Annotated in this window: 19 protein-coding genes; 14 read left to right on the top strand and 5 right to left on the bottom strand. The window is 70.4% G+C overall.

Translation table 11 applies throughout. The annotated features are described in order from the left end of the window. The first annotated feature begins 35 nt into the window (after window positions 1-35). A complete protein-coding gene (locus ACIRSS_RS16500) occupies window positions 36-356 on the top strand; it encodes a hypothetical protein (RefSeq protein WP_284742934.1) in 321 nt (106 codons plus the stop codon). Between the two features lie 81 nt (window positions 357-437). On the opposite strand, the gene ACIRSS_RS16505 is transcribed toward ACIRSS_RS16500, so the two are convergent. Continuing rightward, window positions 438-1,607, bottom strand: coding sequence for an acyl-CoA dehydrogenase family protein (locus tag ACIRSS_RS16505; RefSeq protein WP_086856274.1), 1,170 nt, complete (start codon window positions 1,605-1,607; stop codon window positions 438-440). 198 nt (window positions 1,608-1,805) lie between these two features. On the opposite strand from ACIRSS_RS16505, the gene ACIRSS_RS16510 reads away from it, so the two are divergent. Continuing rightward, on the top strand, window positions 1,806-2,492 hold the full coding sequence (locus ACIRSS_RS16510) for a 4'-phosphopantetheinyl transferase family protein (RefSeq protein ID WP_400895486.1): 687 nt from the start codon (window positions 1,806-1,808) through the stop codon (window positions 2,490-2,492). Here the strand turns inward: ACIRSS_RS16510 and ACIRSS_RS16515 are convergent. Together ACIRSS_RS16515 and mihF are read right to left on the bottom strand one after the other, a co-directional pair. After that, window positions 2,489-3,637, bottom strand: a complete 1,149-nt coding sequence (locus ACIRSS_RS16515) for an isochorismate synthase (protein ID WP_400895489.1) — start codon at window positions 3,635-3,637, stop codon at window positions 2,489-2,491. The genes ACIRSS_RS16510 and ACIRSS_RS16515 overlap by 4 nt on opposite strands. 85 nt (window positions 3,638-3,722) lie before the next feature. Beyond that, window positions 3,723-4,034, bottom strand: coding sequence for an integration host factor, actinobacterial type (gene mihF / locus ACIRSS_RS16520; RefSeq protein ID WP_051767699.1), 312 nt, complete (start codon window positions 4,032-4,034; stop codon window positions 3,723-3,725). A 434-nt stretch (window positions 4,035-4,468) separates the two neighbouring features. Here mihF and ACIRSS_RS16525 point away from each other — a divergent pair, with 434 nt between their 5' ends. The 8 genes from ACIRSS_RS16525 (at window position 4,469) to ACIRSS_RS16560 (ending at window position 13,384) form a co-directional block, all read left to right on the top strand. Next, window positions 4,469-6,097 carry a long-chain fatty acid--CoA ligase gene (locus ACIRSS_RS16525; protein ID WP_400895491.1) on the top strand — a complete coding sequence of 543 codons (1,629 nt, stop codon included), beginning with the start codon at window positions 4,469-4,471 and terminating at the stop codon, window positions 6,095-6,097. A gap of 100 nt (window positions 6,098-6,197) precedes the next feature. After that, a complete protein-coding gene (locus ACIRSS_RS16530; RefSeq protein WP_400895494.1) occupies window positions 6,198-7,484 on the top strand; it encodes an ABC transporter substrate-binding protein in 1,287 nt (428 codons plus the stop codon). Next, window positions 7,481-8,377, top strand: a complete 897-nt coding sequence (locus tag ACIRSS_RS16535; RefSeq protein ID WP_400895496.1) for a carbohydrate ABC transporter permease — start codon at window positions 7,481-7,483, stop codon at window positions 8,375-8,377. The genes ACIRSS_RS16530 and ACIRSS_RS16535 overlap by 4 nt, the downstream gene beginning before the upstream one ends. After that, entirely contained in the window at window positions 8,374-9,189 is an 816-nt protein-coding gene (locus ACIRSS_RS16540) for a carbohydrate ABC transporter permease (RefSeq protein WP_400895499.1), read from the top strand. The genes ACIRSS_RS16535 and ACIRSS_RS16540 overlap by 4 nt, the downstream gene beginning before the upstream one ends. A gap of 57 nt (window positions 9,190-9,246) precedes the next feature. Next, window positions 9,247-9,699, top strand: a complete 453-nt coding sequence (locus ACIRSS_RS16545; protein WP_400895501.1) for a DUF4190 domain-containing protein — start codon at window positions 9,247-9,249, stop codon at window positions 9,697-9,699. Between the two features lie 166 nt (window positions 9,700-9,865). Then, window positions 9,866-11,593, top strand: coding sequence for a TIGR03767 family metallophosphoesterase (locus tag ACIRSS_RS16550; RefSeq protein ID WP_400895504.1), 1,728 nt, complete (start codon window positions 9,866-9,868; stop codon window positions 11,591-11,593). Between the two features lie 55 nt (window positions 11,594-11,648). After that, window positions 11,649-12,050: a PaaI family thioesterase gene (locus ACIRSS_RS16555; RefSeq protein ID WP_013230138.1), complete on the top strand. Its 402-nt coding sequence runs from the start codon at window positions 11,649-11,651 to the stop codon at window positions 12,048-12,050. Window positions 12,051-12,121: 71 nt separating this feature from the next. Continuing rightward, window positions 12,122-13,384, top strand: a complete 1,263-nt coding sequence (locus ACIRSS_RS16560; protein ID WP_400895506.1) for a peptidase C39 family protein — start codon at window positions 12,122-12,124, stop codon at window positions 13,382-13,384. A gap of 38 nt (window positions 13,385-13,422) precedes the next feature. Here ACIRSS_RS16560 and ACIRSS_RS16565 read toward each other — a convergent pair whose 3' ends face one another. After that, a complete protein-coding gene (locus ACIRSS_RS16565) occupies window positions 13,423-13,872 on the bottom strand; it encodes a carboxymuconolactone decarboxylase family protein (RefSeq protein ID WP_400895508.1) in 450 nt (149 codons plus the stop codon). A 76-nt stretch (window positions 13,873-13,948) separates the two neighbouring features. Between ACIRSS_RS16565 and ACIRSS_RS16570 the strand changes: the two genes are divergently transcribed. The 4 genes from ACIRSS_RS16570 (at window position 13,949) to ACIRSS_RS16585 (ending at window position 17,173) form a co-directional block, all read left to right on the top strand. Continuing rightward, entirely contained in the window at window positions 13,949-14,815 is an 867-nt protein-coding gene (locus tag ACIRSS_RS16570; protein ID WP_400895511.1) for a sigma-70 family RNA polymerase sigma factor, read from the top strand. Window positions 14,816-14,859: 44 nt separating this feature from the next. Next, complete coding sequence (locus ACIRSS_RS16575) at window positions 14,860-15,333, top strand: HAD domain-containing protein (protein WP_400895513.1); 474 nt, start codon at window positions 14,860-14,862, stop codon at window positions 15,331-15,333. 113 nt (window positions 15,334-15,446) lie between these two features. Continuing rightward, the gene (locus ACIRSS_RS16580; RefSeq protein ID WP_400895515.1) at window positions 15,447-16,544 is read left to right on the top strand and encodes an S-(hydroxymethyl)mycothiol dehydrogenase; all 1,098 of its coding nucleotides are present in this window, start codon (window positions 15,447-15,449) and stop codon (window positions 16,542-16,544) included. Window positions 16,545-16,609: 65 nt separating this feature from the next. After that, a complete protein-coding gene (locus ACIRSS_RS16585; RefSeq protein ID WP_400895518.1) occupies window positions 16,610-17,173 on the top strand; it encodes a gamma-glutamylcyclotransferase family protein in 564 nt (187 codons plus the stop codon). Here ACIRSS_RS16585 and ACIRSS_RS16590 read toward each other — a convergent pair. Beyond that, window positions 17,170-18,789 (bottom strand): FAD-binding oxidoreductase, encoded by a 1,620-nt coding sequence (locus ACIRSS_RS16590; RefSeq protein ID WP_400895521.1) that lies wholly within the window; start codon window positions 18,787-18,789, stop codon window positions 17,170-17,172. The two genes, ACIRSS_RS16585 and ACIRSS_RS16590, sit on opposite strands and share 4 nt — an antisense overlap. Between the last annotated feature and the right edge of the window lie 2 nt (window positions 18,790-18,791).

Raw genomic sequence — 18,791 nt, forward strand, 5'->3', positions numbered from 1 at the left:
TTGCCCAGACGGCGTGCGTGGGGGACGCTCGAAGGGTGACTGAGGAAACGATCCAACTGGAACTGGACGACTCGGGTCTCGCGCCGGGCCTCCCGGCGCCGGCACACCCCCGCGATCAGGTGCAGGATGTCCCTTATCGCCCCGTCGAGTTCCGTGATGACGATCTCCCCACCGCCTTGGAGCGGTGCTCGAAGTGGCTACGGCAGGCACAGGAGTGGCTGGGCGAACCCCTCGACGTCCTGGCCATCCACCTCGACTACGACGACCGCCAGGGTTCGCCGTACTACGACGTGAAGCTCCTGTGCAACGAAGAGGACCTGGCCGGCGTCCCGATCGCCATTCGCAACAAGCAGTAGTCAGCAAGCAGTACGCAGCCGAACAGCCGTCAAGGCCGCCGGAGAGGGCGGCCTTGACGGCTTCACGCGTTTCGGGGGGACTCAGCCCAGGACGCCGCCGACCTTCACGTGCCCCTTGAGCAGGTTGCGCGCGATCGTGCGGCGCTGGATCTCGTCGGTGCCTTCGTAGATGCGCAGCAGCCGCAGCTCGCGGTACCACCGCTCGATCGGCAGCTCCCGCGTGTAGCCCATGCCGCCGTGGATCTGCAGGACGCGGTCGACGATCTCGTTGGCCTTCTGGCCGCCGTACAGCTTCGCCATCGACTGCGCGTGCCGCGAGTCGATGCCCTGGTCCACCTGCCAGGCCGCGTTGAGCACCAGCCACCGCAGCGCCTCGAGCTCGACACCGGAGTCGGCGATCATCCACTGGATGGCCTGGCGTTCGGCGATCTTCTGCCCGAACGTCTCCCGCGTGTTGGCGTGCTCGATGGCCATCGAGATCAGCCGCTCGCACGAACCGATCGCGCGCGCCGGCAGGAGGTAGCGGCCCTGGCCGATCCACTGCATCGCGAGCTCGAACCCGCGGCCCTCTTCACCGAGGATCTGCGTCTCCGGGACGCGGACGTCCTGGAAGATCAGCGACGCCGGGCCCCACTCGCCCATGGTGTCGATGTACTCGGACTTCCAGCCGGCCTCGCGGTCGACGAGGAAGCACGTGACGCCGCCGTTCGCGCCCTTCTCCGGGTCGGTGATGGCGAAGACCATCGTGAAGTCGGCTTCGTTGCCGCCGGTGATGAACGTCTTCTCGCCGTTGATGATCCAGTCGGTGCCGTCCTTGCGGGCGGTGGTCCGGATGGCCTTGGCGTCCGACCCGGCGCCCGGCTCGGTGATCGCGAAGCACGACTTGCGCTCGCCCGAGATGGTCGGCAGCAGGTAGGTCTGCTTCTGCTCCTCGTTGGCGTGGAACAGGATGTTGTCCGCGGCGCCGCCGAAGCGGAACGGCACGAAGGTGCGGCCGAGCTCGGCCTCCAGCAGCGCGGCCATCACGGCGGACAGGCCCATGCCGCCGTACTCCTCGGGCGTGAAGACGCCCCAGAAGCCGGACTCCTTCGCCTTCAGCTGGAGGTCCTTCAGCTCCTCGCCGGTGAGGCCGGGCTGGTGGGCGCGCTCACGCCGCAGGACCTCCTGCTCGAGCGGGATCAGCTCCCGCTGGACGAACGTGCGGACCCAGTCGCGCACTTCCCGTTCTTCGGTGCTGAGAGAAAAGTCCATACCGACGCTGCTCCTCCGACACGCTTTTGGGGGTCCAGGGGGCTCGCCCCCGGCCGGGGCCTGGGGCTCGGCCCCAGACAACACTGTCACTGGCTAAGCGCTTGCTTAGTCCAGGGTACCTCCTGACCGCGTGATTACCCCAGACCTCTCCCCGAATTCGTGACAACCGCTCCGGCGCCCGGGAGGATCGGAGGCGTGATGGAGATCGTGGTCCGCTGGTCCTCGCCGCTGCCCGCCGAAGAGCGCTTCCTGCGTCTGCTGGACGACGTCGAGCAGGGCCGGTTCGAGGCGTACCGGCAGGACGCCGACAAGCGCCGCTTCCTCACCGGCCGCGTGCTGGCGAAGACGGTGGCGGCCGAGTGGCTCGGGGTCCCGGTGGACTCGGTGAAGTTCGACGCGACCTGCGAAGACTGCGGCAAGCAGCACGGCCGGCCGCACGTCCCGGGCGCCGACCTGACGCTGTCGATCTCGCACTCGGGCGACCTGATCGGCGTCGCGGCAACCCCGTCGGTCCCGGTGGGCCTGGACGTCGAGACGGCGACCCGGCGCGCCGACGACGGCCTGATCGAATACGCCCTCAGCCCCGCCGAAGCGGCCCACCTGACCGGTCTGACCGACGCCGAAAAGGCGAACGCGTTCTTCGTCTACTGGACGCGCAAGGAAGCGGTGATGAAGGCCACCGGCAAGGGCCTGCGCATCCCGCTGAAGAGCATCACGTTCTCGCGCTTCGACGAGCCGCCCCGGCTGGTGGAGTCGGGCGACCCGGCGCTGGAGCCGGCCCGCACGCGGCTGGTGGACCTGAAGGCCGCGGACGGCTACCGCGCGGCCATCGCCGTCCTGACCACCGACGAGCTGTCGGTGACCGAGGAGCTCTGGGCCCCCTAGACGCTGTCCTCCAGGCCCATCGCGGCCAGCAGCGTGCGGAACTTCGCCGTCGTCTCGTCCAGCTCCGCCCGCGGGTCCGACGCCGCCACGATGCCGCCGCCCGCGTACAGCCGCATCGACGTCGACGCGATCTCGGCGCAGCGGATCGCCACCGCCCACTCGCCGTCGCCCGCCGCGTCGACCCAGCCGACCGCTCCCGCGTAGTAGTCGCGGTCGAACGGCTCCAGCTCCTGGACCAGCTCGCGCGCGCCCTCGGTCGGGGTGCCGCAGATCGCCGGCGTCGGGTGCAGGGCCGCCGCGAGGTCCAGCGCCGTGACGTCCGGGTCGGCCAGCTCGCCCGTGATCGGCGTGCGCAGGTGCCAGATCGCCGGGGTCGTGACCAGCTCCGGCTCGGCCGGGACGTCCAGGGTCCGGCAGAACGGCCGCAGCGCCTCGACGAGGTAGTCGATCACCACCGCGTGCTCCAGCTGGTCCTTGCGGGACGTCCGCAGCGCCTCACCGTTGGCGCGGTCGGTCGCCGGGTCGGCCGACCGCGGCATCGAGCCCGCGTGCGGCGACGAGAACACCGTGCGGCCGGTCCGGCGCAGCAGCAGCTCGGGCGTGGCGCCGACGAGCGTGCGGCCACCGGGCACCTCGGCCGCGTACGTGAAGTGCCGGGGGTTGCCGACCGCCAGGTTCCGCACGACGCGCTCAGCGGACACCGGCGCGGCGAACTCGAGGTCGAGAGCCCGGGCCAAGACGGCTTTGCGCAGGTCACGCTCACCCAGCGCGGAGACCGCGGACCGGACGGAAGCCATGTGCTGCTCGGGCGAGGGCACCGCGCGCACCCGCACGGGCGCCGGGAGGACCTCGCGCGAAAGCGAAGGCACGCCCTCGGAGCGGTGGACGGTCCGGGGCACGACGAGGTGGCCCGGCACCTTCGTGTCGGGCCCGGTGTCGAACGGGAGGACGCCGACGGCCAGCGGGGCTCCGGTCGAGGCCAGGACGCCGGGGATCGCCGCGGCGAGCTGCCGCGGGTCCGTGTCCGTGACGGTCCGGATCGTGCCCTGCGCGAGGAGTGCGCGCTGGGCCGTCGTGAAGAGGAAGTCGCCTCGCTGGTAGCGGGCGGCGAGGTCAGCCGGGGTCGCCGGGTCAGGAGAACTCACAAGACCTAGCGTCCCAGGCTTCGGGAGATCCGCGAGGGGAGTGTCACGAGCGACACTCCCCTCGCGGGAGCTCCGGGGTGACGAGCTACTTGAGCGCGTCGATGAGCGCCTCGCGCTGGCGCTCGCCCAGGCCGGCGGCCCGCCGGTCCGGGTCGATGCCGGCCTGCTCGAGCAGGGCGGCGACCTTCACCGCGCCGAGGCCGGGGACGGCCTTCAGCAGCTGGGTGACCTTCGTCTTCCCGATGGTCTTGTTCTCCTTGGCCTGCTTGAGCACCTTTTCGATGCTCTCCTTGCCGGACTTGATCGACGCGAGCAGCTCCGAACGCGCCTTGCGAGCCTCGGCGGCCTTGGCCAGGGCCTCGGCGCGCTGCTCCGGAGTCAACGTAGGCAGAGCCAACGTAGTGTCCTTTCCTCTCAGGTCTCCGCTTTCGCGGCCGACAGCTTTTCTGAGTGCTTGCTCCTGCAAGCGCTGCTCAGCCGTCTCTTGCCACGGCCCCAGTAAACGCCACCGGCTTCGTGGCCGTGCAACCGACACGCACTTATTACCCCCGGAGGTGATACCGGGCAACCCGCTCCGGCCTGCGGAAACGCTCCCAAGAAGTGGCCGGAGTGGCCAGACTCACCCGGAAGTGAAGCCTCCGTTACGGCGTGCATTTCCTCGCCTATAAGGAAAAGCGTAAAAATTGATGATCTTGATCATCGTCCGGTCGTCCCCCGATCGCGCGACGACCGTGACCGAACGGAGCCGTTGTTGACCATGCCCGCTTCACCCGATCCGCACTAGAGTCGGCGCAACCCCAGTCCACCGGCGAACGACCCCCGGGAGCGACCATGTTGAGCACCATGCAGGACGGCCAGCTGTCGCTGGCGAACCTGCTCCGCCACGGCACGTCGGTGCACTCGGCGAGCGAAGTCATCACCTGGACCGGTTCAGAAGCCCGTCGCGAGACCTACGGCGAACTCGGCCGCAACGCCGCCCGCCTCGCGAACGCGCTCCGGAGCCTCGGCGTCACGGGCGACCAGCGCGTCGGCACGTTCATGTGGAACAACGCCGAACACCTGGCCGCCTACCTGGCCGTCCCGGCGATGGGCGCCGTGCTGCACACCCTGAACATCCGCCTGTTCCCCGAGCAGCTGACCTTCGTCGCCAACCACGCCGAGGACCAGGTCGTCATCGTCGACGGCACGCTGGTCCCGCTGCTGGCGAAGCAGCTGCCGGAGTTCAAGACCGTCCGGCACGTCATCGTGGCCAACGGCGACGCGGCGACGCTTCAAGCCCCGGACGGCGTCCAGGTGCACGCCTACGCCGACCTGCTGGCCGGCCAGCCGGACACGTTCGACTGGCCCGACGTGGACGAACGCTCGGCCGCCGCGATGTGCTACACCTCGGGCACGACGGGTGACCCCAAGGGCGTCGCCTACTCGCACCGCTCGATCTGGCTGCACTCGATGCAGGTCTGCATGAGCGACAGCATGAACCTCGCGCAGAGCGACACGGCGCTGGCGATCGTGCCGATGTTCCACGCGATGGCGTGGGGCCTGCCGTACGCGGCGCTGATGGTCGGCGCGTCCCTGCTGATGCCGGACCGGTTCCTCCAGCCGGCGCCGATCTCGGCGATGCTGGCCGCCGTGAAGCCGACGTTCGCCGGCGCCGTCCCGACCGTCTGGCAGGGCCTGCTCGCCCACCTCGACGCGAACCCGCAGGACATCTCCCACCTGCGCGAGGTCGTCGTCGGCGGCTCGGCCGTGCCGCCGTCGCTGATGCACGCGTTCGAGGAGAAGCACAAGGTGTCGATCCTGCACGCCTGGGGCATGACCGAGACGTCGCCGCTGGGCAGCGTCGCCCGCCCGCCGGCCGGCGCGACCGGCGAGGAAGCCTGGAAGTACCGCTACACGCAGGGCCGCTTCCCGGCGTCCGTGCGCGCCCGGCTGATCGACGACGACGGCTCCGTGCTGCCCTGGGACAACGAGGCCGTCGGCGAGCTCGAGGTCCAGGGCCCGTGGATCGCCGGCTCCTACTACGGCGGCGCGGAGATCGACCCGGACAAGTTCCACGACGGCTGGCTGCGCACCGGCGACGTCGGCAAGGTCAGCGCGGACGGCTACCTCACGCTGACCGACCGCGCCAAGGACGTCATCAAGTCCGGCGGCGAGTGGATCTCCTCGGTCGACCTGGAGAACCAGGTCATGGGCCACCCGGCCGTCGCCGAGGCCGCGGTCGTCGGCATCCCCGACGAGAAGTGGGACGAGCGGCCGCTGGTCGCCGTCGTGCTCAAGGAGGGCCAGACGGCCACGCCCGAGGAGCTGCGCGACTTCCTGTCCGACAAGGTCGCGAAGTGGCAGCTGCCGGAGAACTGGACCTTCGTGGACGAAGTGCCCAAGACGAGCGTCGGCAAGTTCGACAAGAAGCGGATCCGCGCGTCCTACTCCGAGGGAAAGCTCGACATCGCCCAGCTCTAACGGGTAAATCTCCGGCGAGTCTGCACGCTTGGGACGGCCACCATGGGGGAACCTACGTCCCTCATGGTGGCCTTCAGACCACGTCGGAGGGGTTCTGGGGATGCATAACAGGCGCACGTTCTTGGCACTGGCGGGTGTCGGCGCGCTGGCGGCGGCTTGCGGGTCGAACACGGGACGGCAGGGCACCGCGCCGCCGTCGACCGCGTACTCGGCGGGCCCGCCGCCGTCCGACGCGCCGAAGGTCACGCTCCAGCAGTGGTACCACGCGTACGGCGAGGACGGCGTCCAGGAAGCGGTCAAGCGCTACGCCGCCAGCTATCCCGGCGCGAGCGTTAACGTCCAGTGGAACCCCGGCGACTACGACTCGAAGATCGTCACCGCGCTGCAGAACAGCGCCGTCCCGGACGTCTTCGAGGCGCAGGTCAAGATCGACTGGGTGCGGCAGAACCAGGTCGTGTCGCTCGACGACGTCATCGCGCCGGTCCGGAACGACTTCAGCCCGGCCGTGCTGGCCGCGCAGACCGTCGAAGGCAAGGTCTACGGCATCCCGCAGGCCGTGGACACGCAGGTCCTCTTCTACCGCAAGAGCCTGCTGCAGGCCGCGGGCGTCCAGCCGCCGCAGACGGTCGACGAGCTGATCGACGCGGCCGCGAAGCTGACGAAGGACGGGGTCAAGGGCTTCTTCGCCGGCAACGACGGCGGCGTCGCCGTCCTCACCGGGCCGCTCCTGTGGTCGGCCGGCCTCGACTACCTCAAGAACGGCAACCGCGAGGTCGGCTTCGACGACCCGCGCGCGGCGACCGCGCTCGCGAAGCTGCACACCTTGAACGCCAACGGTTCCCTGCTGCTCGGCGCGCCGGCGGACTGGTCGGACCCGGGCGCGTTCGTCGACGGGCTCGCCGCGATGCAGTGGACCGGGCTGTGGAACGTGCCGAAGATCCGGCAGGCGTTCGACGACGACTTCGGCGTCCTGCCGTTCCCCCGCCTCGACGCGACGGGTGCGCCGTCGGTGCCGGTCGGCGCGTACGGCGCGATGGTCAACGCCAAGAGCGCGCACGTCGCCGAGGCCAAGGCGTTCGTGAAGTGGCTGTGGATCGACAAGACCGACGACCAGCTGGAGTTCGCGACGAAGTTCGGCTTCCACGTCCCGGCGCGCCAGAGCCTGGTCGGCCAGGCGAACAGCCTCGCGACGGGGCCGGCCGCGGACGCCGCCCGGTTCGTCCGGGAGAACGGCCACCTCGTCGGCGGTCCGGTGTGGACGCAGCAGTCGAACACCGCGTTGTCCGACGCGGTCGCGAAGATCGCGAAGGAGGGAGCGGACCCGGTCGAGCAGACCAAGACGGCGGTCGGAGTCGCTCAGGCTGAGCTGAAGCGCCTGTTCGGGTGAAGCGGCGCGACGCGCGCGCGTTCTGGTTGTTCGTCGGGCCGTTCCTGCTCGGGCTGGCGGTGTTCGCGTACCTGCCGATCGGCTGGAGCGCGTACCTGTCCTTCTTCGACGCGCGCAACACGGTGGCCCCGACCGAGTTCGTCGGGCTGGACAACTACGGGCACATGCTGACCGACGAGCCGTTCCTGTCGAGCCTGGGGACGTTCAGCGTGTTCGCGGTCTTCATCGTGCCACTGACGTTCGCGCTGTCGCTGGCGCTCGCCCTCGGCGTCAACCGGCTGCGGTTCGCGCGGGCGTTCTTCCGGTCGGTGTTCTTCCTGCCGTTCGCGTGCTCGTACGTCGTGGCGTCGCTGATCTGGAAGACGTCGCTGTTCTCCGGGGTCCGCTACGGACTGGCGAACAGCGTGCTGTCCTTGTTCGGCGCCGACCCGGTCGCCTGGACGGGGACGGTCGACCCGCCGCTGTACTGGATCGTGCTGGTGACGGCGCGGCTGTGGCTGCAGCTCGGGTTCTACATGATCCTGTTCATCGCGGCGCTGCAACGGATCCCGAGGCACCTGTACGAGGCTGCGTGGCTCGACGGCGCGAAGCCGGGCTGGCAGGTCTTCCGGTACATCACGCTCCCCCAGCTGCGCGCGACGGCGGTGGCGGTGCTCCTGCTGAACCTGATCAACGCGTACCAGGCGTTCGACGAGTTCTACAACATCATGGGGGACGCCCGGGGCTACCCGCCGTTCGCGCGGCCACCGCTGGTGTACCTGTACTACACGTCGCTGGGGTCGGGCGGCCAGGACCTGGGCCGCGGCAGCGCGGGCGCGGTGATCCTGGCCCTGATCATCGCCCTGGTGACATTGCTGCAGGGCCGCGTCTTCCGCTTCGGGCGGGTGTCGTGAAGGCGGCCCTGCGCTGGACGGCGCTCGCCGTCGCGGCGGTGCTGTTCCTGCTGCCGTTCTACCTGCTGGTGCGCAACGGCCTGGCGTCCCGGGCGGAGATCACCGCGCCCGGCTGGACGTTCTTCCCGTCCACAGTGCACTGGGAGAACTTCTCGAAGCTGTTCTCGCTCACAGACGTCCCGTTCGCGCGCAGCCTGCTGAACTCGGTGATCGTGGCGGTCCTGCAGACGCTCGGTCTCCTGGTGATCTGTTCGCTGGCGGGCTACGGCCTGGCCCGGATCCCGTACCGGCACTCGCGGTTCGTGTTCTACGCGGTCCTGGCGACGCTGATGATCCCGACGTCGGTGACGTTCGTGCCGAGCTTCGTGGTGGTCTCGTCGCTGGGCTGGCTGTCGGACTTCCGCGGGCTGGTGATCCCGGGGCTGTTCAGCGCGTTCAGCGTGTTCCTCTTCCGGCAGTACTTCCTGGACTTCCCGCGCGAGTTGGAGGAAGCCGGCCGGGTCGACGGGCTCAGTCGCTGGGGCGTGTTCTGGCGGATCGTCGTCCCGAACTCGAAGGGGTTCTTCGCGGCGATCGCGGTGATCACGGTGATCGGCAGCTGGAACGCGTTCCTCTGGCCACTGATCATCGCTCAGTCGCCGGACTCGTGGACGGTCCAGGTCGCGCTGTCCGGGTTGCTGACGGCGCAGAACCCCCAGCTGAACCTGCTGTTCATCGCGGCGGCGGTGTCGATCCTGCCGATCGTGCTGCTCTTCGCGTTCCTGCAGCGGTACCTGGTCCGCGGGGTGACGGAGTCGGGTCTGACGGGCTGAGTAACGTGCGGCACCGTCCAGGCGACTTCGCCGGTGACGGACAGAAGTGGGTGCCCTGTGACCAGTTACGACCCTTACCAGCCGGATCAGCCGCAGTTCCCGCCCCCGGCCGATCCCGTTTACCCGCCTTCGGCGCCGCAGTACGCGGTCCAGCCGTACGTGACGCAGCCGCAGCCGTACGCGGGGTACGCGCCGCAGCCCGGTTACGGCGCATACCCGGGGTACCAGCCGTTGACGACCAGCGGAATGGCGGTGGCGGGCATGGTCGTCGGCATCGTCGCCCTGGTCACGTTCTGGATCCCGTTCGTCGACCTGGTCCTCGGGTTCCTGGCGATCGGCCTGTCCTGGGGCGGGATGATGCAGGCGGACCGGCCCGGCTACACCGGCAAGGGCATGGGCATCGCCGGCCTGATCTGCGGGATCATCGCGGTGATCCCGGCGCTGATCGTGATGCTGTTCTTCTTCGGCCTGTTCGCCGCGGCCGGGACCGCGTGCGGGATCGCCTGCTGACCGTTCCGGCGCCCGAAATCCCCACGACGTTCGGCGGTACTCCCCGCACCGAGGCCTGTGACAGGGTGGATTGAACTGTCACGGTGAATGTTTTTCACGTTCACCCCGCGTCCACCCACGTCCGGCACGGTGCTGGGCAACCGAGAAGACTGGGGAGCGAACAACCATGGCCGAACTCACCCGGCGCGCCGTCACGACCGCGGGCGCCGCCGGTCTCGGACTGCTGCTGTGCACGCCCACCGCGAACGCCCTCGACCGCGCACTGCGGCTCACGAGCACGCGCTCGGTCACGACGTCCGGCACCACGCTCGAGCAGGTCGCCACCGCCGTCACCGCCGGGCCGGCCTACACCCGCCTCCAGGGCGGCCCCGGCTGGCCGCTCGTCGTCCGCAGCGACCTCGCGACGCCGAAGACCGGGCGCGACGACCGCCGCCGCGCGCTCAGCGCGTTCGTGCAGTTCACCGACCTGCACATCACCGACACCGAGAGCCCCGCGCGCTTCGAGTACCTGCACCCGTTCATCGGCTCGGCGCACCGGCCGCAGGAGGCACTCGGCACCGTCGCGACGAGCGCGCTCGTCGAGCGCGTCAACAGCGTGCGGCAGGGGCCGTTCACCGGGCGGCCGTTCGACCTCATGGTCACCACCGGCGACAACACCGACAACCACGAGCTGATCGAGCTCGACTGGTTCCTCAAGGTCCTCAACGGCGGCAGCGTCACGCCGAACTCGGGCGACCCGAACGCCTACGAGGGCGTCCAGAACTCCGGCAACCACGAGTTCTGGAACCCGGGCACGCCGGGCAGCGACGACTACTCGGCCAAGGGCTTCCCGCAGATCCCCGGCCTGCTCGAAGCCGGCATCAAGCCGTTCACCGCGCCCGGCCTGGACGTCCCGTGGTTCTGCACCTTCGGCAACCACGACGACAGCATCGTCGGCTCGCTGCCGGCGCAGATCCCCGGCATCGACGCCTGGTACACCGGCCGGTACAAGGTCATCGGCAAGGACGAGAGCACCGCGAAGAAGCTCGCCGACGCCATCAAGAAGCCGGGCTCGAGCGTGCCGGTCGCCGAGCTGTTCGGCGGCTCGGGCACCATCCGCGAGGTCACGCCGGACGCGCGCCGCCGCCCGTTCGACACCGGCGAGTTCGTCCGCGCGCACCTCGACACGGCCAACACCGGCCCCGGCCCGGTCGGGCACGGCTTCGGCAGCGCCAACGCCGACGGCAAGAACGTCTACTACACGTTCCGGATCGCGCCGGGCATCACCGGGATCAGCCTCGACACGACGACCGACGCCGGGTTCGCCGACGGCTCGATCGGCCTGGCGCAGTTCAACTGGGTCGAGTCGACGTTGAAGCGGGGCAGCTCGACGTACTACGACTTCTTCGGCCGCAAGGTCACCCACGACGTCACCGACGAGCTGTTCCTGCTGTTCAGCCACCACACCAGCGGCACGATGACCAACCTGCTGCCGGACTCGCGCCACCTGCTCGACCCGCGCCTCAACGGCGACGCGTTCGTCGGGCTCCTCAAGCGGTTCCCGAACGTGCTGGCCTGGGTCAACGGCCACACGCACCTCAACAAGATCACGCCGCACGCGGGGAACACGCCGCAGCAGGGCTTCTGGGAGATCAACACGGCGTCGCACATCGACTTCCCGCAGCACGCGCGGATCGTCGAGGTCGCGGACAACGCCGACGGCACGTTGTCGCTGTTCACGACGCTGATCGAGGCCGAAGCGCCGTACGCCGTGGACTACGGCGACCGGACGCCGCAAGCGCTTGCGTCGCTGTACCGCGAGCTGTCGTACAACGACATCCACACCAATCTCGGCCGCGTCGGGGATCCCGCGGACCACAACACCGAGCTGCTGCTCGTCAACCCGCTGAGCTGAACGCGTTACCTCCGGCGTAATCGCCCTCGGGCCGGGCGTGCGGCAAGGTGACCGCATGACCGATCCCGAGGGCACGCAGCTCTTCCACCGTTCCATGCCGTTCTCCGAGCGCCTCGGCGTCGAGGTGCTGGAACACGGGCGTGAGCTCGTCCGCAGCCGGCTGAAGTGGGACGAGAGCCTGTGCACGCTCGGCGGCGCGCTGCACGGGGGCGCGCTCATGGCGCTGGCCGACTCGACCGGCGCCGTGTGCGCGTTCCTCAACCTGCCCGAGGGCGGCCAGGGCACGACGACCGTCGAGTCGAAGACGAACTTCCTGCGCGCGGTGCGTTCGGGCTACGCCGTTGCGTCGTCCAGACCACTGCACGCTGGCCGCAAGTTCGTCGTGGTGGAGACCGAGATCCACGACGACGACGGCAAGTTGGTCGCGAAAGTGACACAGACGCAGGCCGTCCTCTAGGTACCTGTTTACAGACCCGGCCGGACCGGCGAAAATCCCTGCCTACTGGGTGGGTCTATCAGGGAGCCGGGATGCGCGTACGCAAGTTGTTCACCTTATTGTCAGTGGTTGTGTTGACCGCTGTAACCGCGCAAGTGGCCGAGGCCGCGCCCGCCCGGCCCCACGACGACGAGGCGATCGATTACCACGAGTGGAACGGCGGCCGCTTCCACGAAGGCGACTTCGCCGGGCTCGCGCTGACCCGCGACGGCCTGCGCATCACGCGCCCGGCCGGCACGGTCGAGCACACCGAGCCGGAGCTGGGCACGACGAGAACGTACGAGTACGGCCGGTGGACGTCGCCGGAGTACCGCGAAGGCTTCGGCGCGACGCAACTGGTCGCGTCCTGGAACGCGCAGACGCCGGCGAAGACGTGGCTGCAGGTCGAGGCGCGCGGCCGGACGTCGGCCGGCACCGAGACCGCGTGGTACGTGATGGGCCGCTGGGCCAGCGGTGACGCCGACATCCTGCGGACCAGCGTCGACGGCCAGGACGACGCAAACGCACTGGTCGACGTCGACACGCTGGTGATGAAGACGGGCGTGACGCTGAAGTCGTACCAGCTGCGGATCGACCTCTACCGCGAAGCCGGGTCGCACGCGACGCCGTCGGTGACGTCGCTGGGCGCGATGACCTCGGCGGTGCCGGACCGCTTCGACGTGCAGACGACGAAGCCGGGCCGCGCCACCGGGATCGAGCTGAAGGTGCCGGCCTACGCGCAGAACCTCCACAAGGGACAGTTCCCGCAGTACGGCGGGGGCGGCGAAGCCTGGTGCAGCCCGACGTCGACGGAGATGGTGGCCGAGTACTGGGGCAAGAAGCCGTCAGCGGCGGAGATGTCCTGGATCCCGGCGGACTACGTCGACCCGTCGGTGGCGTTCGCGGCGCGCTACACCTACGACCACGCGTACGACGGCACGGGCAACTGGCCGTTCAACACGGCGTACGCGGCGTCGCGCGGCTTGCGCGGCCACATCACGCGGCTGCACTCGCTGAACGAGCTCGAGAACTACATCGCCCGCGGGATCCCGGTGATCACGTCCCAGTCGTTCCTGTCGTCGGAACTGGACGGCGCGGGCTACGGGACGTCCGGGCACATCATGGTGGTCGTCGGCTTCACGAAGGACGGCGACGTGATCGCGAACGACCCGGCGTCGAGCAGCAACGACCGCGTGCGCAACGTGTACAAGCGCGACCAGTTCGAGAAGATCTGGCAGCGGACCAAGCGCTACCGCGCGGACGGGTCCGTGGCGAGCGGCCCGGGCGGCGTCGCGTACATCATCACCCCGGCCTGACCGGATCGGCGGGGCGCCGGGCGGCGCCCCGCCGGACCTCACCAGGTCTTGCCGGCCTGCTCCCGGATCGCGCGGTTGATCCGGTTGAAGAAGCCGGTCAGCGCGATGTGCAGGACGATCGCCGACAGCTGCTTCTCGTCGAAGTGCCCGGCGGCGGCCGCCCAGATCTCGTCGGTCACGCCCGGCTGGCCGTCCTCGATCCGCGTCGCCGCTTCGGTCAGCGCGAGCGCGGCCCGCTCCGGCTCGGTGAAGAACGGCGTCTCGCGCCAGGTGACGACGCTGTGCAGCCGTTCGTCGGTCTCGCCGTGCTTCTTCGCCGAGTGGACACCCCCGTAGACGCACGGCGCGCAGCTGTTGATCTGGCTGGCCCGCAGGTGGACCAGCTCGAGCAGCAGCGGGTCGACGCCGGCGCCGTACACGACCTTGAACAGCTGCTGGACCGCTCCCGTCACCTCGGGGCCGCTGGTGCTCTTGAGCCGCGCTTCCATCGTTCCTCCTGGTGTTACCTGTGGTGGTTCGGATCCGTCATCCCCATGACGGAGCGGAACCGAGGAAGGTAACGACATGCCCGACACGATGACCGAGGTCTTCGAGGCGCAGCGCGACCGGCTGCGCGCGGTGGCCCACCGCGTGCTGGGTTCGCACGCCGACGCCGAGGACGTGGTCCAGGAGGCGTGGCTGCGGCTGTCCCGCCAGGACGCGGCGACGATCGGCAACCTCGACGGCTGGCTGACGACGGTGGTCGGCCGGATCAGCCTGGACGTGCTGCGCTCGCGCCGGTCCCGGCCCGAGGCGCCGTACGACGAGATCGTCGTGGCGGTCGACGAAAGCCCGGCCCCGGACGACGACGCCGAGCTGGCGGACTCGGTCGGGCTCGCGCTGCTGGTGGTGCTGGAGTCCCTCGCGCCGGGCGAGCGGCTGGCGTTCGTGCTGCACGACCTGTTCGCCGTGCCGTTCGAGGAGATCGGCCGCATCCTCGGCAAGTCCCCGGGCGCGACGAAGATGCTGGCGAGCCGCGCGCGCAAGAAGGTCCGGACACCGGCGGGTCCTTCCGGTGCGGGGAGGTCGCAGCGCGAGGTGGTGAACGCGTTCTTGAGGGCGGCCCGCGACGGCGATTTCGAGGAGCTGCTGCGGGTCCTGGACCCGGACGTCCGCTTGACGGTCGACACCCCGGACGGCGTGGTGGTGGTCCTGGGAGCGACGAACGTGGCGGCGGGAGCGCGCGTCGGAGCGGCGGCGGGCGGCCAGGAGGTCCTGGTCGGCGGCCTGCCGGGCGTGGTGGCGTGGTACCCGGACGGGACCCCGATGTCGGTGGTGGCGTTCACGGTGGTCGGCGGCCGGATCACCGGCATCGCAGGGGTCGCCGACCCGGCGCGCCTGGCGTCGATGGAGCTGCCCGAGCCGCCCGGAACTGTCGGTACCGCCCGCTAAGCTGGAAGACGGGGGCCGGAGGCCCGTGCCAGACTGCCGCAACCATGCGCCCCCTGCTGTTCCTCGACGTCGACGGCCCGCTGATCCCGTTCGGGCGCGGTTCCGGCGAGTACGCGCACTTCACGGACGCCGACCTGGGCAATCCCCTGCTGTCCCGGGTCGACCCGGGCCTCGGCCCGCGGCTGCTGGCGCTCGGGTGCGACCTGGTCTGGGCCACGACGTGGCTGGACGACGCCAACGAAGCCGTCGCGCCGCTGCTGGGCCTGCCGCCGCTGCCCGTGCTCGATTTCCCCGAGGAAGACACCGGACCGGGGCCGCACTGGAAGACCCCGCGGATCGTCGAGCACGCGGCGGGCCGCCCGTTCGCCTGGGTCGACGACGAAACCACCGACGCCGACCGGACGTGGGTCGCCCGCCACCACCCGGGGCCGGCTTTGGTGCACACCGTCGCCGCGAGCACGGGGCTCACCGGCCACGACTTCGAAACCCTCGCCAGCTGGGTCGCCACAGTTGCGTAACACGCAACATGTTGCGCACAAACCACCAAGACTCACTCATGCGGATGTCGCCATCTCCGCGTGATCCGTGATTAGCTGCGGGCAGAGCCAGCAAAGCCGGAAGGTGGATTCGCATGCCGTACGAGGTCCAGGGGGTCGTTTCGCGGGCGAAGGGCGAGCCCGTCTCGCTGGAGACCGTCCTCGTGCCCGATCCCGGGCCCGGCGAGGCCGTCGTGAACGTGCAGGCCTGCGGGGTCTGCCACACCGACCTGCACTACCGCGAAGGCGGGATCAACGACGAGTTCCCGTTCCTGCTCGGCCACGAGGCCGCCGGGGTCGTCGAGGCCGTCGGCGAGGGCGTCACCGACGTCGCGCCCGGCGACTACGTCATCCTCAACTGGCGCGCCGTCTGCGGCACCTGCCGGGCCTGCAAGCGCGGGAAGCCGTGGTACTGCTTCTCGACCTTCAACGCGGCGCAGCCCATGACCCTCCAGGACGGCACCAAGCTCTCGCCCGCCCTCGGCATCGGCGCCTTCCTCGAGAAGACCCTCGTCCACAGCGGACAGTGCACGAAGGTGAACCGCGAGGCCGAGCCCGCGGTCGCCGGACTGCTCGGCTGCGGCGTGATGGCCGGGCTCGGAGCCGCCATCAACACCGGCGCCGTCACGCGGGGCGACTCCGTCGCCGTCATCGGCTGCGGTGGGGTGGGCGACGCCGCCATCGCCGGCGCGAAGCTGGCGGGCGCCACCACGATCGTCGCGATCGACATGGACGACCGGAAGCTGGACTGGGCCAAGGACTTCGGCGCGACGCACACCGTCAACAGCAAGGGCCTCTCCGAAGAGGCGGTCGTCGAGGCCATGCAGGACGCCACGAACAGCTTCGGCCCGGACGTCGTGATCGACGCCGTCGGACGCCCGGAGACCTGGCGGCAGGCCTTCTACGGGCGCGACCTGGCCGGCACCGTCGTGCTGGTCGGCGTCCCGACGCCGGAGATGCGCCTGGACGACCTGCCGCTGATCGACTTCTTCTCGCGCGGCGGCTCGCTCAAGTCGTCCTGGTACGGCGACTGCCTGCCGAGCCGGGACTTCCCGATGCTCGTCGACCTCTACCTGCAGGGCCGGCTGCCGCTCGACAAGTTCGTCACCGAGCGGATCGGCGTCGACGGCGTCGAGCAGGCCTTCGAGCGCATGCACCACGGTGACGTCCTGCGCAGCGTGGTGACGTTCTGACTCTCTTCAGCGACGCGGACTACCCGGCCGACCCCTACCCGGGGGCCCGGCCGGGCTTCTCGTTCGTGCACGAAAACGGGGCCGGGTACCCGCTGGACACCGCGCCGGCGGGCTGGCGCGGCCGGCAGGCCGTGCTCGCCTACGGCTCCAACGCCAACCCGTCGAAGATCAGCTGGATGCGCGCCGAACTCGGGCTCGAGGGCCCGGTCGTCGTCGCGCACGCGCGCTGCGACGGCCTCGCCGCCGTGTGGGCGTCCGGGCTGCGCTTCCGCGACGGCCAGCGCCCGGCGACGCTCACCGCGCTGCCCGGCGTCGAGGAGCACGCCGTCTGGTTCGTGACGCCGGAGCAGCTTGTGGTGCTGGACCGCTGCGAAGGCCGCGGCAACCGCTACCACCTGGTCCGGCTCACCGAGCCGGACATCACGTTGGAGGACGGCAGCCGCGTCACCGACGTGCTGGCCTACATCGGCGCGGTGCCGATCCGCTACCCGCTGCTGGTCGACGGGAAGCCGGTGCGCACGGCCGACGTCCCGCAGGCGCAGGCCGTCGAGCTGGACGGCGTCCCGGCCGACGGCCCCGGCGTCGCCTGCGAGGTCGTCGAGCCGCCGGACGGGCGCACCTTCCCCTAGACCAGCTTGCCCGGGTTGAGGATCCCGGTCGGGTCCACTGTGGACTTCGCCGCGCGCAGCACTTCGACGCCCAGCGAGCCGATCTCCGCCCGCAGGTACGGCGCGTGGTCGACGCCGACGGCGTGGTGGTGCGAAATCGTGCCCAGGCCGACGATCGCCTCGCAGGCCGCCGCCTTCGCGCGCTGCCACTGGCCGACCGGGTCCTTCTCGTCGCGGGCCGTCAGCACCGTGAAGTAGAGCGACGCGCCCGTCTCGTACGCGTGCGAGATGTGGCACATCACGATCGCCCGGCCGAGCGACGCCGTCAGCGCCGCGCGGACGTCGTCGCGCAGTTCATCCACATTGGACCAATAGGCGGCGGTTTCCAGCGTCTCGACGCAGACACCTCGGTCCAGCAGGGCATCCCGCTGCCGCGGCCCGGCGAACCGGCCGTGGCGCCACGACTCGCCGAGCGCCTTGCCGACGCGCACGGCACCCGCGGCCTTCAGCCGGCGCGTCGTCTCGCGGCGGCGCAGCTTCACGTCGCGCGCGGTGCCTTCCCAGCCGACGATGAGGAAACACGGGTGCGGCACCCCGCGCGCGGCGAGGTACCGGCGCAGCGCCGCCGTCTTGAGGCCGGCGTTCAGCGCCAGCGAAACCCCGGTCTCGTCCACATCGGACAGCCGGGTGACGTCGGCGAGCGCGTGGTGCTGCGCGAGGTCGCGGACGGCCTCGCGGCCCGCTTCCCAGCCGGGCAGGGCGTAGCCCTCGTACCGGCGGACCGGCGGCGCGGGACGGACCCGCAGCGACACCTCCGTGATCACGCCGAGCGTGCCTTCGCTGCCGATCGCGAGCTGGCGCAGGTCCGGCCCGGCCGCCGACGCCGGTGCGACGCCGAGCTTCCACTCGCCGCGCGGAGTGGCCAGCCGCACGCCGGTGACCATGTCCTCGAACCGGCCGTAGCCCGACGACGCCTGCCCGGCCGAGCGCGTCGCCGCGAAGCCGCCGATGGTGGCGCGCTCGAACGACTGCGGGATGTGCCCGAGCGTCAGGCCGTGCTCGCCGAGGAGGCGCTCGGCCTCGGGCCCGCGGACGCCGGCCTGCAGGACCGCGATGCGCGACTCGGCGTCGACCGACACCAGCGCGTCGAGCCGGACGAGGTCGAGCGCGATCACCGACGCCTTGTCGCCGCGCAGGGCCGCGACGCCGCCGACGACCGAGGTGCCGCCGCCGAAGGGGACGACCCCGACGTCGTGGGTCACGCAGACGTCGAGCACTTCCTGGACTTCGTCCGGGTCGGCGGGCAGCACGACCGCGTCCGGCACCGGGAAGTCCGCGCCGGGCGAACGGCGGCGCAGCAGGTCGAGGTAGGACAGCCCGGTCGCGCGCGCCAGCCGTGCCGCGGCGTCGACCAGCACGTTCTCCGCGCCGACCACTTTCGACAACGCGGCGGCAGCAGATTCGTCCAGTTTCGGTGACGGTATTTCCACCGGCAAATTCCCGGCCAGGGCAGCACCGGAACCCGCCTGGCCTATACGCTGTTCAAGCCACTTGGCCGCCCGCGCGGGCAGCCGGGCGGCGTCGGCGGCTTCCGGGGCCCAGGACCGTCGAAGGCGGTGGTCAATGAGCGCGTTCACCG

Source organism: Amycolatopsis sp. NPDC101161, from assembly GCF_044768185.1.
Lineage (GTDB): Bacteria > Actinomycetota > Actinomycetes > Mycobacteriales > Pseudonocardiaceae > Amycolatopsis.

Coding starts and splice junctions, on each gene's coding strand:
- ACIRSS_RS16505 (WP_086856274.1), bottom strand. CDS start 1,607: ATGGACTTTTCTCTCAGCACCGAAGAACGGGAAGTGCGCGACTGGGTC.
- ACIRSS_RS16510 (WP_400895486.1), top strand. CDS start 1,806: ATGGAGATCGTGGTCCGCTGGTCCTCGCCGCTGCCCGCCGAAGAGCGC.
- ACIRSS_RS16525 (WP_400895491.1), top strand. CDS start 4,469: ATGTTGAGCACCATGCAGGACGGCCAGCTGTCGCTGGCGAACCTGCTC.
- ACIRSS_RS16530 (WP_400895494.1), top strand. CDS start 6,198: ATGCATAACAGGCGCACGTTCTTGGCACTGGCGGGTGTCGGCGCGCTG.
- ACIRSS_RS16550 (WP_400895504.1), top strand. CDS start 9,866: ATGGCCGAACTCACCCGGCGCGCCGTCACGACCGCGGGCGCCGCCGGT.
- ACIRSS_RS16555 (WP_013230138.1), top strand. CDS start 11,649: ATGACCGATCCCGAGGGCACGCAGCTCTTCCACCGTTCCATGCCGTTC.
- ACIRSS_RS16560 (WP_400895506.1), top strand. CDS start 12,122: ATGCGCGTACGCAAGTTGTTCACCTTATTGTCAGTGGTTGTGTTGACC.
- ACIRSS_RS16565 (WP_400895508.1), bottom strand. CDS start 13,872: ATGGAAGCGCGGCTCAAGAGCACCAGCGGCCCCGAGGTGACGGGAGCG.
- ACIRSS_RS16570 (WP_400895511.1), top strand. CDS start 13,949: ATGCCCGACACGATGACCGAGGTCTTCGAGGCGCAGCGCGACCGGCTG.
- ACIRSS_RS16575 (WP_400895513.1), top strand. CDS start 14,860: ATGCGCCCCCTGCTGTTCCTCGACGTCGACGGCCCGCTGATCCCGTTC.
- ACIRSS_RS16580 (WP_400895515.1), top strand. CDS start 15,447: ATGCCGTACGAGGTCCAGGGGGTCGTTTCGCGGGCGAAGGGCGAGCCC.